This window comes from Pseudomonas sp. FDAARGOS_761 (genome assembly GCF_013343155.1).
Classification (GTDB): domain Bacteria; phylum Pseudomonadota; class Gammaproteobacteria; order Pseudomonadales; family Pseudomonadaceae; genus Pseudomonas; species Pseudomonas aeruginosa.
Map to the genome: position 1 here is coordinate 3265945 of NZ_CP054572.1, position 12480 is coordinate 3278424.

The 12480-nt window shown below is 65.1% G+C and carries 16 protein-coding genes and 3 tRNA genes; 11 read left to right on the forward strand and 8 right to left on the reverse strand.

Annotated features, from left to right (window positions below):
• Positions 1 to 10: 10 nt before the first annotated feature.
• From FOC67_RS15130 to FOC67_RS15150, 5 genes are all read left to right on the forward strand, one after another.
• The gene (locus FOC67_RS15130) at positions 11 to 205 is read left to right on the forward strand and encodes a hypothetical protein (RefSeq protein WP_003090898.1); all 195 of its coding nucleotides are present in this window, start codon (positions 11 to 13) and stop codon (positions 203 to 205) included.
• A gap of 23 nt (positions 206 to 228) precedes the next feature.
• Positions 229 to 468 carry a hypothetical protein gene (locus FOC67_RS15135; protein WP_003090900.1) on the forward strand — a complete coding sequence of 80 codons (240 nt, stop codon included), beginning with the start codon at positions 229 to 231 and terminating at the stop codon, positions 466 to 468.
• Between the two features lie 53 nt (positions 469 to 521).
• On the forward strand, positions 522 to 1067 hold the full coding sequence (locus FOC67_RS15140) for a hypothetical protein (RefSeq protein ID WP_003090901.1): 546 nt from the start codon (positions 522 to 524) through the stop codon (positions 1065 to 1067).
• A 150-nt stretch (positions 1068 to 1217) separates the two neighbouring features.
• Positions 1218 to 1538, forward strand: coding sequence for a RebB family R body protein (locus FOC67_RS15145; protein ID WP_003108980.1), 321 nt, complete (start codon positions 1218 to 1220; stop codon positions 1536 to 1538).
• A gap of 62 nt (positions 1539 to 1600) precedes the next feature.
• The gene (locus tag FOC67_RS15150; RefSeq protein WP_003108983.1) at positions 1601 to 1921 is read left to right on the forward strand and encodes a RebB family R body protein; all 321 of its coding nucleotides are present in this window, start codon (positions 1601 to 1603) and stop codon (positions 1919 to 1921) included.
• 209 nt (positions 1922 to 2130) lie between these two features.
• On the opposite strand, the gene FOC67_RS15155 is transcribed toward FOC67_RS15150, so the two are convergent.
• The 3 genes from FOC67_RS15155 to FOC67_RS15165 form a co-directional block, all read right to left on the reverse strand.
• Positions 2131 to 2206: transfer RNA gene (locus tag FOC67_RS15155), tRNA-Gly, on the reverse strand.
• Between the two features lie 84 nt (positions 2207 to 2290).
• Positions 2291 to 2366 (reverse strand) — tRNA-Gly (locus FOC67_RS15160).
• Positions 2367 to 2368: 2 nt separating this feature from the next.
• Positions 2369 to 2444, reverse strand: a tRNA-Glu gene (locus FOC67_RS15165).
• 217 nt (positions 2445 to 2661) lie between these two features.
• On the opposite strand from FOC67_RS15165, the gene FOC67_RS15170 reads away from it, so the two are divergent.
• Positions 2662 to 3435 (forward strand): hypothetical protein, encoded by a 774-nt coding sequence (locus tag FOC67_RS15170; RefSeq protein ID WP_003090903.1) that lies wholly within the window; start codon positions 2662 to 2664, stop codon positions 3433 to 3435.
• Between the two features lie 61 nt (positions 3436 to 3496).
• A complete protein-coding gene (locus FOC67_RS15175; RefSeq protein WP_003098798.1) occupies positions 3497 to 4159 on the forward strand; it encodes a glutathione S-transferase family protein in 663 nt (220 codons plus the stop codon).
• Between the two features lie 9 nt (positions 4160 to 4168).
• Here the strand turns inward: FOC67_RS15175 and FOC67_RS15180 are convergent, their stop codons facing one another.
• Both FOC67_RS15180 and FOC67_RS15185 read right to left on the reverse strand, forming a co-directional pair.
• Positions 4169 to 4651, reverse strand: coding sequence for a GAF domain-containing protein (locus tag FOC67_RS15180; protein WP_003090905.1), 483 nt, complete (start codon positions 4649 to 4651; stop codon positions 4169 to 4171).
• Entirely contained in the window at positions 4648 to 5538 is an 891-nt protein-coding gene (locus tag FOC67_RS15185; RefSeq protein ID WP_009313889.1) for an ATP-binding protein, read from the reverse strand. The genes FOC67_RS15180 and FOC67_RS15185 overlap by 4 nt, the downstream gene beginning before the upstream one ends.
• Before the next feature lie 82 nt (positions 5539 to 5620).
• Between FOC67_RS15185 and sagS the strand changes: the two genes are divergently transcribed.
• The gene (gene sagS, locus FOC67_RS15190; protein WP_003130830.1) at positions 5621 to 7981 is read left to right on the forward strand and encodes a two-component system sensor histidine kinase/response regulator SagS; all 2361 of its coding nucleotides are present in this window, start codon (positions 5621 to 5623) and stop codon (positions 7979 to 7981) included.
• 18 nt (positions 7982 to 7999) lie between these two features.
• Here the strand turns inward: sagS and ospR are convergent, their stop codons facing one another.
• The 3 genes from ospR to msrB form a co-directional block, all read right to left on the reverse strand.
• Positions 8000 to 8491: a hydroperoxide stress response transcriptional regulator OspR gene (gene ospR / locus FOC67_RS15195; protein ID WP_003090908.1), complete on the reverse strand. Its 492-nt coding sequence runs from the start codon at positions 8489 to 8491 to the stop codon at positions 8000 to 8002.
• Positions 8488 to 8973: a glutathione peroxidase gene (locus tag FOC67_RS15200; protein ID WP_003090910.1), complete on the reverse strand. Its 486-nt coding sequence runs from the start codon at positions 8971 to 8973 to the stop codon at positions 8488 to 8490. Before FOC67_RS15200 ends, ospR begins: the two co-directional genes overlap by 4 nt.
• Before the next feature lie 111 nt (positions 8974 to 9084).
• Complete coding sequence (msrB, locus tag FOC67_RS15205) at positions 9085 to 9483, reverse strand: peptide-methionine (R)-S-oxide reductase MsrB (protein WP_003090911.1); 399 nt, start codon at positions 9481 to 9483, stop codon at positions 9085 to 9087.
• A 184-nt stretch (positions 9484 to 9667) separates the two neighbouring features.
• Between msrB and FOC67_RS15210 the strand changes: the two genes are divergently transcribed.
• The 3 genes from FOC67_RS15210 (at position 9668) to htpX (ending at position 12391) form a co-directional block, all read left to right on the forward strand.
• The gene (locus FOC67_RS15210; RefSeq protein WP_003090913.1) at positions 9668 to 10879 is read left to right on the forward strand and encodes a pyridoxal phosphate-dependent aminotransferase; all 1212 of its coding nucleotides are present in this window, start codon (positions 9668 to 9670) and stop codon (positions 10877 to 10879) included.
• A gap of 50 nt (positions 10880 to 10929) precedes the next feature.
• Positions 10930 to 11382 carry a hypothetical protein gene (locus FOC67_RS15215; protein ID WP_003115276.1) on the forward strand — a complete coding sequence of 151 codons (453 nt, stop codon included), beginning with the start codon at positions 10930 to 10932 and terminating at the stop codon, positions 11380 to 11382.
• 133 nt (positions 11383 to 11515) lie between these two features.
• Positions 11516 to 12391 (forward strand): protease HtpX, encoded by an 876-nt coding sequence (gene htpX, locus FOC67_RS15220; RefSeq protein ID WP_003090915.1) that lies wholly within the window; start codon positions 11516 to 11518, stop codon positions 12389 to 12391.
• Positions 12392 to 12480 lie beyond the last annotated feature (89 nt).

Sequence of the window (12480 nt, forward strand, 5' to 3'; positions counted from 1 at the left end):
GGAGCGACCGATGAGCGCCTACGCACGCTACATCAGACGCCGCGCGCTCGCCGCCGCGGACCGCCCGGCGCAGCGTTCGCCGGACGCCAGCGAGGAGGCACGGGACCAACCGCCCCCCAGCAGGCCGGCGAGCGGAAAGCGCCTGCTGGAAATATCGGACAGCGATGCGGCCAAGCTCTTGGCCGTGCTGAAACTGCTCGGATGAGCACCCACCCCAGGAGAAGCGTCATGAAGGAAGAACTCGAAACCCTCGTCACCCAGGTCAAGGCACTCCTCACCGAATGCCTGCAAGGCTGGCTCCAGGCCCTGTCCCAGGGAGACAGCGTGGACGACCCGGCCAGCCTCGGACAGTTGGCGGTGCAGTTGAGCACCGCCTACAGCACCCTGCAGGCCGCTGCCGCCGCCTACCCCGGCGATACCGGCAGCAGCGCGCAGGCCCCCTCGGCGGACGGCACGCAGCAGTACTGAAGCCTCGCCACGACACCCCGCGCACCGCGCGTCCATCGCAGAGGAGTCCGCGCATGTCGATCTCGGAAGAATTGGGAAGGAATCTGGTCCAGCTGGCGCAACGCTGGCTGAAACGCCCCCTCACCAGCGAAGAACACGAGCAGTTGAGACAGTTCCAGCTCGGCCTCGGCAACGACGCCAGCAGCGATCCGGCCGTGCACGCGCGACAGCAGGCCGAACAGGTGATCGAGAACGGCCGGCAGCGTTCCGAAGGCTCCATCCGCCAGATCCTGCAGAACGTCCAGCAGGCCTCGACCCAGGCCCTCCGCGCCCAGGACAGCGGCGAGCAGGCGATTCTCGAGGCGGTCAATGCCGCCGGCAGCCTGGCCGAACTGCGTCCCGGCCACCTGCAGAGCGGCCAGGCAAGCGCCAACCAGTTGGTGATGTCGCAGATTGCCGACCGCCTGGCCAACCTAGTGAAGAGCGAGGTACGCCTGTGCTTCGAGCAGAACTTCGGCTCGCTCAAGCAGCAACTGGAGAACGCTATCGCCATCTTCAACCAGAGCAACCACAACACGTCCGCACCGCCGCCGGACAAGCCCGACCCGCCCGCCGCATGAGACCGCACCGACAAGCGCCCCGCCTCGCGGGGCGCTTGCATTTTCGCCGCCCGCCAGGCCTGGCGCCGACGGATTCACAACTCCCTGGCTGGAGCGTTCATCAAGACAGCACGACATGAGCCGTGCCGTTCACTCACAGGGAGTCACATCATGAGTTTTCCGACCGCAGTCAACGACCAGATCACCGATGCCGTCACCCAGTCCAACGTCAAGGTCGTCGGTGAGGCGCCAGCCATGGCGCTGGGCACCATCTACCAGACCATGGCCCACTCCACCGGGATTCTCTTCGAGAACGCGGTGAGCGCCCAGCAACAGCAGAACGCCCTGGCCCTGGCCGCCTCCAACATGGGCGTGATGCAGATCTACAGCCTCGACACCGCCGCCGATGCCGGAGCCACCGAGAAAGTCGGCCAGTTGGGCGTGGCCGACAACCTCACCAGCCTGCTGACCGTACTGAAATCCTTCACCTGAGCCTGACCCGCCGGGTCCAAGCAATCGCCGTACATCCTTCGCAATGATTCAGGAGAATCACCATGAGCTTCCCAACCGCAGTAAACAACCAGATCACCGATGCCGTCACCCAGTCCAACGTCAAGGTGATCGGTGAAGCCCCGGCCATGGCGCTGGGTTCGATCTTCCAGACCATGGCCCACTCCACCGGCATCCTGTTCGAGAATTCGGTAGCTGCCCAGCAACAGCAGAACGCCCTGGCCCTGGCCGCTTCCAACATGGGCGTGATGCAGATCTACAGTCTGGATACCAGCGCCGCCGGCGGCGCCACCGAGAAGATCGGCCAGTTGGGCGTGGCCGACAACCTCACCAGCCTGCTGACGGTGCTCAAAGCGCTGCCCTGATCGCCGCCGTCGCTACACCAGAGAAGGCCACTCCACGAGTGGCCTTTTTCGTCTCGACGATCGAGCGAGCAGATGCGGCGGGACAGCGGCCTGCCGAGGGGAACATGGGGGGAATCGGGAAAAGCACCAGGGCGGTGCGGTTCGCAGAAACGAAAAAAGGGCCCGAAGGCCCTTTTCTCTTCGACCCAGGCCGAAACCTGGATCATGTTTGGAGCGGGAAACGAGACTCGAACTCGCGACCCCGACCTTGGCAAGGTCGTGCTCTACCAACTGAGCTATTCCCGCGTTACAACTTGTTGCCCGTTCGGCCGAAACCGAACCTTTGACGCCTAACTTTCACCAACCCCGCCGAAGCCAGGCTGTAGAATTTGGAGCGGGAAACGAGACTCGAACTCGCGACCCCGACCTTGGCAAGGTCGTGCTCTACCAACTGAGCTATTCCCGCAATGGCGTCCCCTAGGGGACTCGAACCCCTGTTACCGCCGTGAAAGGGCGGTGTCCTAGGCCACTAGACGAAGGGGACGCGGCCCGGAACTTACAACAGATCTTTCCGGCTTCCAGTGTTTCGCGTTTGGCTTCACGCTGGAAGTGGCGCGCATTTTATGGAGCGTCCGGGGAGGCGTCAACCCTTCTGAGAAAATTTTTTTAAATCAAAGACTTCTGTGCAAATAATGAGCTGCTGCTATCAGTGGTAGCACCAAGACATTAGACTGAGAAAATTCTTACAGCGGAGTCCCAAGGTGTCGCCACTCCTCATTACCGCCCTCATCATCGGCGGGATCGCCCTCCTAATCGCCATTGGCTATATCAACCACGTGGTGGAAAACAGCAAGCTGGAGAAAGCGCGCCTGAAAGCCGAACTCAACGACCGGGTCCGGCGCTGCGCGCAGATTTCCGAGAGCCTTCCCGGCCAGTTCGTCAGCCCGTCTCTGAAGCTGTTGATGAGCCAGATCGAGCTCAGCCTCAGCGAGCAGCAACTGGCGCTGGAGAAGAAAGCCGATGCCGGGCTCAAGGCTCGCATAGAAGAGTTGCGCGCGCTGGTCGCCAAGGGCGAGTCGATCCCGGTGCGCAATCCGCCCCAGGCGATCCTGACCGAGGACAAGGCCAAGGAAGTCCGCTTCCTCTTCGAAGCCCTGCATGCCCAGCTCACCCGTTTCACCCAGGACGGCCACCTGCCGCGCAGCGAGGCGCAGATCTGGGTCAAGGAGATTCGCCACCTCCTGGTGCGCCTGCATATCGAGTTCTTCGGCAATCTCGGCCAGCAGGCCCTGCAGCAGAACGAACCGCGCCAGGCGCGCCTGGCCTTCGAGCGCGGCGCCCAGTACCTGCGCAAGCAGCCCGAGCTGGCGCGCTACCAGGCGGAGCTGCAGCAGATGGAAGCGCAGCTGGCCCGCGCCAACGCGATGGTGCTGAACAACAGCCAGCCGGCGAGCGAGGAGCCCAGCGAACTCAACGAGGGATTGAAGGCCCTCGATGCAGACGACCTGTGGAAGAAGAAGAACGTCTACGACTGATTCCGGCCTGCCCACGGCAGCCGTGCTATAACCCAGGCTCATATCGACCGAGGAAATCGTTATGAGCCTGACACTCTACGGAGCCCCGCTGTCTCCGTTCGTCCGCAAGGTCCGCCTGCTCCTGGCCGAAAAGGGCCTCGACTACCAGTTGGAAGCGATCGCCCCGTTCGGCCAGCCGGCCTGGTATCGCGAGATCAGTCCGCTGGGCCGCATCCCGGCGTTACGCGACGGCGACCTGGCCCTCGCCGACTCCAGCGTGATCTGCCAGTACCTGGAAGAACGCTATCCCGAACCGCCGAATCTCCAGGGCGACGCCCCCGCCGGCCGCGCAGCGGTGCGCTGGCTGGAAAAATACGCCGACTACGAGATCGCTCCCCTGGCCACGCTGACGATCTTCCGCAACCGGATACTCAAGCCGGCGATGGGCCAGGCCTGCGAGGAGAACGACGTGCGTCGCGCGCTGGAGGAAAAGCTGCCAGCGCACTTCGATTACCTGGAAAACCATCTCGACGGCCGGGCCTTCTTCGTCGGCGAGCGACTGACCCTCGCCGACCTGGCGATCGCCAGCCAGTTGGTCAACCTGCGTCACGCCGGCGAAAACCTGGACGAGCAACGCTGGCCGGCCCTCGCCGCGCATTTCGCGCGGATGCTCGAACGCCCGGCGATGCAAGCGCTGCTGCCGGGGGAACGACGGACCCTCGACAAGCTCGCAGCGAAAGCCTGAACGCGTCGCTCAGCAGTCCGTCAGGCGCAGGAATATCTCCACCAGGCCTTCGATCCCGGCCTGGTCCTCGGCGCTGAAGCGTCCCACGCTCGGGCTGTCCAGATCGAGCACAGCGACCAGGCGGCCGTCCTTGAGCAGGGGCACCACCAGTTCGCTGCTGGAAGCGCTGTCGCAGGCGATGTGGCCGGGAAACGCGTGGACGTCGTCGACCCGCTGGGTCAGCCGGGTACGCGCCGCGGCGCCGCAGACGCCCTTGGAGAAGGGAATGCGGACGCAGGCGACCTTGCCCTGGAACGGTCCCAGGACCAGTTCCTCGTTGCGGTTCAGATAGAAGCCGGCCCAGTTCAGGTCGCCCAGCTCATGGAAGAGAAAGGCGGAGAACTGCGCGGCGTTGGCGATGAAATCACGCTCGTCGGCGAATAGCGCCTCGGCCTGCGCCGCCAGCAGGGCGTAGCCGGCCAGCCCGGCGCCAGATTGCTGCAGATCGATCATGCCTGGCGCTCCAGCAGTTGCTTGCCCACCCAGTAGCGGGAGAACTGATAGGCGCAACGGCCGTTGCGGTTGCCGCGGCCAAGCGCCCAGCGGATCGCTTCCTTCTCCAGCTCCTCGCTCCAGCTCCAGGCCAGCCCGGCCTTCTCCGCGAGCACGTCCACCCAGTGGCGAACCACGCTGAGGAAATGCTCCTGGGTGAAGGGATAGAACGACAGCCACAGGCCGAAACGGTCGGACAAGGCGATCTTGTCCTCCACCGCTTCGTTGGGATGCAGCTCGCCGTCCACCATCTTCCAGTTCTCGTTGTCGCTCTGCTTCTCCGAAACCAGGTGCCGGCGGTTGGAGGTGGCGTAGAGCAGCACATTGTCCGGCGCCTGCTCCAGCGAGCCGTCGAGCACGCTCTTGAGTACCCGGTAGTCGCCTTCCCCGGCATCGAACGAGAGGTCGTCGCAGAACAGCACGAAGCGCTGCGGCAGGCCTTGCAGTTGCTCGACCACGCGCGGCAGGTCGGCCAGGTGGTCGCGCTCGATCTCGATCAGGCGCAGCCCGGCGCCGGCCAGCTCGGCCAGCAGCGCACGAACCAGAGAGGACTTGCCGGTCCCGCGGGCCCCCCAGAGCAACGCGTGGTTGGCCGGCTGGCCGGCGACGAACTGGCGGGTGTTGCGTTCCAGTTGCTCGCGCTGCCGCTCTACGCCCAGCAGGTCGGCCAGGCACAGGTCGAGGCTGACCTCCAGCGGCTGCAGGTAGCCACTGCGGCCGTCGCGGTGCCAGCGCGCCGCCAGGCTGCGCTCCCAGTCGACGGCTTCGCGTACGGCCGGCAGCAGCGGCTCCAGGCGCGCGAGCACGCTTTCGGCGCGGGCAAGAAAATCGCTCAATCGGGAATCCACTCTGTTCTCCTCGGATCGGACTGACGTCACGGATCGATCATCGGTTGCGCCCAGGAACCCCGACAGACGGTCGGGATGGGCTATGCTAGGCGGCAGAACCTCGCCAAGGCTGATCCCCGCCCCCATGGATATAGCGCTGACCCATCGCCTGTCGTTCAAACAGGCCAGCCTCACCGTGCTGGTGGCCTTTATCCTGGGAACCCTGCTCAGCCTGATTCAGGTTGGCGTCGATTATGCCAGCCAGGACGCATCCATCAATCGCGAAGTGCGCGCGCTGCTGGACGTCAGCCACAACCCCGCCGCGCGAATCGCCTACAACATCGATGCGGAGCTGGCCCAGGAGCTGGTCCTCGGCCTGCTGCGTTCGCCCGCCGTGGTCCGCGCGGAAATCATCGACACCTCCGGCCTGCCGCTGGCCAGCGCCTCGCGCGAACCCGCCGAAAGCCGCCTGCGGCCGCTCAGCGACTTCCTCTTCGGCCACAAGCGGGTCTACGAGGACCCGTTGCATGTCGACCATGCGCCGGGCGAGGCCCTCGGCGTACTGCAGCTGGAAATCGACACCTTCGTGTTCGGCAACGACTTCCTCCGTCGCGCCGGCATCACCCTGCTCTCCGGCTTCGTGCGCAGCCTGCTGCTGTCGCTGATCCTGCTGGTGCTCTTCTACACCCTGCTGACCAAGCCCCTGGTCAGCCTGATCCAGGCCCTCAGCGGACACGATCCACGCTCGCCGGCACGCATGCGCCTGCCCTGCCCCAAGGGCCACGAACGCGACGAGATCGGCGTGCTGGTGGAAGTCATCAACCGCCAGCTCGGGCGCATCTCGGTAGAGATCGAACAGCGCCGGGAGGCGGAGAACCGCCTGACCCAGTACCTGGAGGAGCTGGAAAGCATCGTCGCCGCCCGTACCGCCGAGCTGAAGGCCGCCAACGCGCGCCTGACGCTGTCCAACCAGGAACTCGAAGAAGCCCGCCAGACCGCTCTCGACATGGCCCAGGCCCGCGCCAGCTTCCTGGCCAACATGAGCCACGAGATCCGCACGCCGCTGAACGGCCTGCTCGGCATGCTCTCGCTGAGCCTCGACGGCCCGCTCACCCCGGAACAGCGCCAACAGCTGTCGATCGCCCACGACTCCGGCAAGGTACTGGTGGAATTGCTCAACGACGTGCTCGACCTCTCCAAGTTCGAGGCCGGGCAACTGGTCCTGGAACAGATCCCGTTCGACCTGGGCGTCCTGGTGGAAGACACCGCCAGCCTCCTCTCGCAGAACGCCGCGGCCGGCGTGGAGTTGACCTGCCTGGTCGACCCCGCCCTGCCCGCCCAGGTTTCCGGCGACCCGACGCGGATTCGCCAGGTCGTCAGCAACCTGCTGTCCAACGCGCTGAAGTTCACCCGCCTGGGGCGGGTCGACGTTCGCGTGGAAGCCACCGCCGAGGGTGTGCGCATCAGTGTGCGCGACACCGGCATCGGCATCGCCCAGGAGGCGCTGGATCGCATCTTCCAACCGTTCACCCAGGCCGACGCGGGTATCACCCGCCAATACGGCGGCACCGGCCTCGGCCTGGCCCTCACGCGCAAGCTGTGCGAGGCCATGCAGGGCGAACTGACGGTGGAGTCGACGGTCGGCCTGGGCAGCCTGTTCAGCGTCGGCCTGCCGCTGGCACCGGTCAGCCCTCCGCTACAGGCGCTGCCGCTGCGCGGCCGGGTGATCGCGCAATGCTCGGCCAACAGCGGGCTGGCGCAGCTGCTGCAAACCTGGCTGCCGCGCTGGGGCCTGGAGTACAAGCGCCTGGAGACCGACGACAGCCTGCTCGGCCACTCGCTCGACGTACTGATATCGGATTGCCCGGACTGCCTGATGGGACTGCGTCCGAGCATCGGTACGCCGATCCTGCTGGTCACCGCCTACGGCAGTTTCCTCGAACCGGAGCTGGCCCGCCGCCTGTCGCCGTTGCGCCAACTGGCCAGGCCGCTGAGTCGCAACCAGTTGTACCAGGCCCTGAAACACGTGCTCGAACACACCGCCATAGCCCCGTCGAGCGCCTCGGACACCGCGGGAGAACAGCGCAACACCCGGGTCCTGCTGGTGGAGGACAACCCGGTCAACCAGTTGGTCGCCAAGGGCCTGCTGCACAAGCTCGGCTGCCAGGTATGGATCGCCGAACACGGGCTGAATGCCCTGAAGATGCTGGAGGAGCATCCCATCGACCTGGTCCTGATGGACTGCAACATGCCGGTGATGGACGGCTACGAAGCGACCCGGCAGATCCGCGACAGCGGACGCTGGGGCGGCCTGCCGATCATCGCGCTGACCGCCAACGCCCTGCCGGACGAGCGCGAACGTTGTCGTGCCGCCGGCATGGACGACTACCTGGCCAAGCCCTTCCACCGCGACGAACTGAAGGCCATCCTCGACCGCTGGTGCCCGCTCACCGCGGGCGACTAGCCGGTCTCGCGACGACGGCTAGCCTCCCACCACCAGGCGAAAACGCGACAGCAACCCGCCCAGGCGCTGGTGCAGGTCGAACATCTCGTTGAGGTCGAAACCGGTGCTGCAGATCAGTTGCTGGCGCAGCGGAATGACCCGTTCGCGCAAGGTGATCCCTGGCACCGTCAGCGCCAGGTGCACCTCCCGCTCATCGTGGCTGGCGCGACGGCGATCCACCAGGCCGAGCTGTTCGAGGCGCTTGAGCAAGGGCGTCAGGGTTCCCGAGTCGAGCAGCAGGCGGTCGCCCAGGGCCTTCACCGTCGGCTGCTCCGGCGGGCTCGCATGCCACTCCCAGAGCACCAGCATGACCAGGTACTGCGGATAGGTCAGGCCGATCTGTTCGAGCAGCGGCCGATAGCCGCGAATCACTGCGCGCGAGGCGGCGTACAGCTTGAAACACAGCTGGTTGTCGAGCAGCAGCGATTCTTCGACGCCATCCGGCCTGGCGACTTTTCCCCGGGTGCTCATTCAAGCAGCGCCTCGATCGCCGAGCTCAGCTCCTCCGGCTTGGTGGTCGGCGCGTAGCGCTTCACCACCTGGCCATCGCGGCCGATCAGGAACTTGGTGAAGTTCCACTTGATGCCCTGGCTGCCGAGCAGGCCCGGCGCGCGCTTCTTCAGGCTGACGAACAACGGGTGGGCGCCGGCGCCGTTGACCTCGATCTTCCTGAACAGCGGGAAGCTCACCCCGTAGTTCAGTTCGCAGAACTGCGAAATCTCGCCCTCGTCGCCCGGTTCCTGCTTGCCGAACTGGTTGCAGGGGAAGCCGAGCACCACCAGTCCGCGCTCACGGTATTTTTCCCACAAGGCCTCCAGCCCCTGGTACTGCGGGGTGAAGCCACATTTGCTGGCGGTGTTCACCACCAGCAACGCCTTGCCGCCGAAATCGGCCAGGGTCTTCTGTTCGCCCTTGATGGTGGTGCAGGGAATGCTCAGCAGCGAATCGCTCATGGCTTGTCTTCCTTGTTGAGGGTGGGTCTCGAAACAAAGTAGCTCGCAATTCAATTGCACACAACTTGATTGAATGAAAAACGACCCGAACCAAAGACGGGTCGTCGCTCTCTAGCTCTCCCGCGGCACCAGCTTCAGCGAGGCCGAGTTGATGCAGTAACGCAACCCGGTGGGCCGGGGGCCATCCGGGAAGACGTGCCCCAGGTGGGCATCGCAGCGGCCGCAGCGGACTTCGATGCGGTGCATGCCGTGGCTGAAGTCGTCCAGTTCGCGGACCGCCTCGGCGTCCACCGGCTGGAAATAGCTCGGCCAACCGCTGCCGGAGTCGTACTTGGCGTCGGAGTCGAACAACGCCGTGCCGCAGCAGGTGCAATGATAGATCCCGGGGGTCTTGGTGGCGTGGTATTCGCCACTGAAGGCGCGTTCGGTACCGCCCAGGCGACAGATGTGGAACTGCTCTTCGGTCAACTCCTCGCGCCAGGAGTCCAGGGGTTTGTCGATCTTGCTCATCGGCTCTACCTCGCGATCTGAAAAATGCCCGGCGCTCCCTTTTCCGGGGGACGGGCCGCACGTATCATGCGTGCTCCTTATAGACGCCAGTCTGTCATCCGCGTTACAGCCTGCCAAGCCGCGATCCAGCGGGCTTTTCGCAGCCTGTTCCACGGTGTTCGCTCACTTCGGGACTCGACACATCATGCAGGTCAGCAAATCGAACAAGCTCGCCAACGTCTGCTATGACATTCGCGGGCCGGTGCTCAAGCACGCCAAACGCCTAGAGGAAGAGGGTCACCGCATCCTCAAGCTGAATATCGGCAACCCGGCGCCGTTCGGTTTCGAAGCTCCCGAGGAAATCCTCCAGGACGTCATCCGCAACCTGCCGACCGCCCAGGGCTACAGCGACTCCAAGGGTCTGTTCAGCGCGCGCAAGGCAGTGATGCAGTATTACCAGCAGAAGCAGGTGGAGGGCGTCGGCATCGAGGACATCTACCTCGGCAACGGCGTGTCGGAACTGATCGTGATGTCCATGCAGGCGCTGCTGAACAACGGCGACGAGGTGCTGATCCCCGCTCCCGACTACCCGCTGTGGACCGCCGCGGTCAGCCTCGCCGGCGGCAAGCCGGTGCACTACCTGTGCGACGAGCAGGCCAACTGGTGGCCGGACCTCGAAGACATCAAGGCGAAGATCACGCCGAACACCAGGGCGATGGTGATCATCAACCCGAACAACCCCACCGGTGCGGTGTATTCCAGGGAAGTGCTGGAAGGCATGGTCGAGCTGGCCCGCCAGCACAACCTGGTGCTGTTCTCCGACGAGATCTACGACAAGATCCTCTACGACGGCGCCGTCCACGTCTCCACCGCCTCGCTGGCGCCGGACGTGCTCTGCCTGACCTTCAACGGCCTGTCCAAATCCTACCGGGTGGCCGGCTTCCGCTCCGGCTGGGTGGCGATCTCCGGACCCAAGCAGCGGGCACAGAGCTATATCGAAGGTCTCGACATCCTCGCCAACATGCGCCTGTGCGCCAACGTCCCGGCGCAGCACGCGATCCAGACCGCTCTGGGCGGCTACCAGAGCATCAACGATCTGGTCCTGCCGCCGGGGCGCCTGCTGGAGCAGCGCAACCGCGCCTGGGAACTGCTCAACGACATCCCCGGCGTCAGCTGCGTGAAGCCGATGGGCGCGCTGTACGCCTTCCCGCGGATCGACCCGAAGGTCTGCCCGATCCACAACGACGAGAAGTTCGTCCTCGACCTGCTGCTCTCGGAAAAACTGCTGATCGTCCAGGGCACCGCCTTCAACTGGCCGTGGCCCGACCACTTCCGGGTGGTCACCCTGCCCCGCGTCGATGACCTGGAGCAGGCGATCCTGCGCATCGGCAGCTTCCTCAAGGGCTACCAGCAGTAACCCCCCGCTCCCGCGGCGCCGCTGGCGCCGCCCTGCCCGGCGACCCATCCATGGACCTGCAGATCGACGACTTCCACAAGGACGCCGCTGGCGGCCTCCTGCTTCTCTACCAGGCGTTTCCGCGCAAGACCGCGCTCTACGTCGAAGACCTGATCGGCCGCGAGGCGCCGGACGAGTTCGGCCTGCCGAGCAAACGTCACCAAAGTTGTCTGGGCGCGTTGCTCTGGCTCGCCGAGGAAGGCTACCTGCGCTTCGCCAACACCATTCATTACGAGGCTCTCGACCAGGCGGTGCTCAGCGAAAAGGCCTTCCTAAGACTTACCCGTATCGTCCCCCGGGCCGCGGCGGCGCTGGCCGAGGCGCCGGCCAGCGTCCGCCGCGAACAGGCCAGCCTGGCCAACCAGTTGCGCCAGGCGCTGGCGCAGGGCGACGGCGAACGCCTGGCCGGGCTGACCCGCCTGCTGTTCGAGGGCAACCTGGGCGCGCAAGGCGACACAGTTTGAAATAGTCCCTCGATTGAATCGCCATGGACCGCCCCTTATATAACCCCGCATGATTATCAGGAGCCCGTTCGCCCGCCCCGGCGGCCTGCGAACCGCGCTCCGTGCCTTCAGCCGTGAGGAGAAGCTTTACACCATGATGCGCATCCTGTTGTTCCTGGCCACCAACCTGGCAGTCCTGGTGATTGCCAGCATCACCCTGAAACTGCTCGGGGTGGACCGCTTCACCGGCCAGAATTACGGCAGCCTGCTGGTCTTCTGCGCCGTGTTCGGTTTCGCCGGTTCGCTGGTCTCGCTGTTCATCTCCAAGTGGATGGCGAAGATGAGCACCGGTACCGAAGTCATCAGCCAGCCGCGCACCCGTCACGAACAGTGGCTGCTGCAGACCGTCGAAGAGCTGTCCCGCGAGGCCGGCATCAAGATGCCGGAGGTCGGCATCTTCCCCGCCTACGAGGCCAACGCCTTCGCCACCGGCTGGAACAAGAACGACGCGCTGGTCGCGGTCAGCCAGGGCCTGCTCGAACGTTTCTCGCCCGATGAGGTGAAAGCCGTCCTCGCCCACGAGATCGGCCACGTCGCCAACGGCGACATGGTCACCCTGGCGTTGATCCAGGGCGTGGTGAACACCTTCGTGATGTTCTTCGCGCGAATCTTCGGCAACTTCGTCGACAAGGCCATCCTGAAGAACGAGGACGGCCCGGGCATCGGCTACTTCGTCGCGACCATCTTCGCCGAACTGGTGCTCGGCATCCTCGCCAGCATCATCGTCATGTGGTTCTCGCGCCGCCGCGAGTTCCGCGCCGACGCCGCCGGCGCCCACCTGGCCGGCACCGGCGCGATGATCGCCGCGCTGCAACGCCTGCGTTCGGAACAGGGCGTGCCGGTGCAGATGCCCGACACCCTGAACGCCTTCGGCATCAATGGCGGCCTCAAGCACGGCCTGGCCGGCCTGCTGATGAGCCACCCGCCGCTGGAAGATCGTATCGAAGCGCTGCGCGCCAGCGCACGCTGATCCGCTTTCACACTTGGGACAGGGCGACCATCGGTCGCCCTTTTTTTATGCCCGGGAAAGCCACCTATCCATGGTCGCTTTGACAGCCG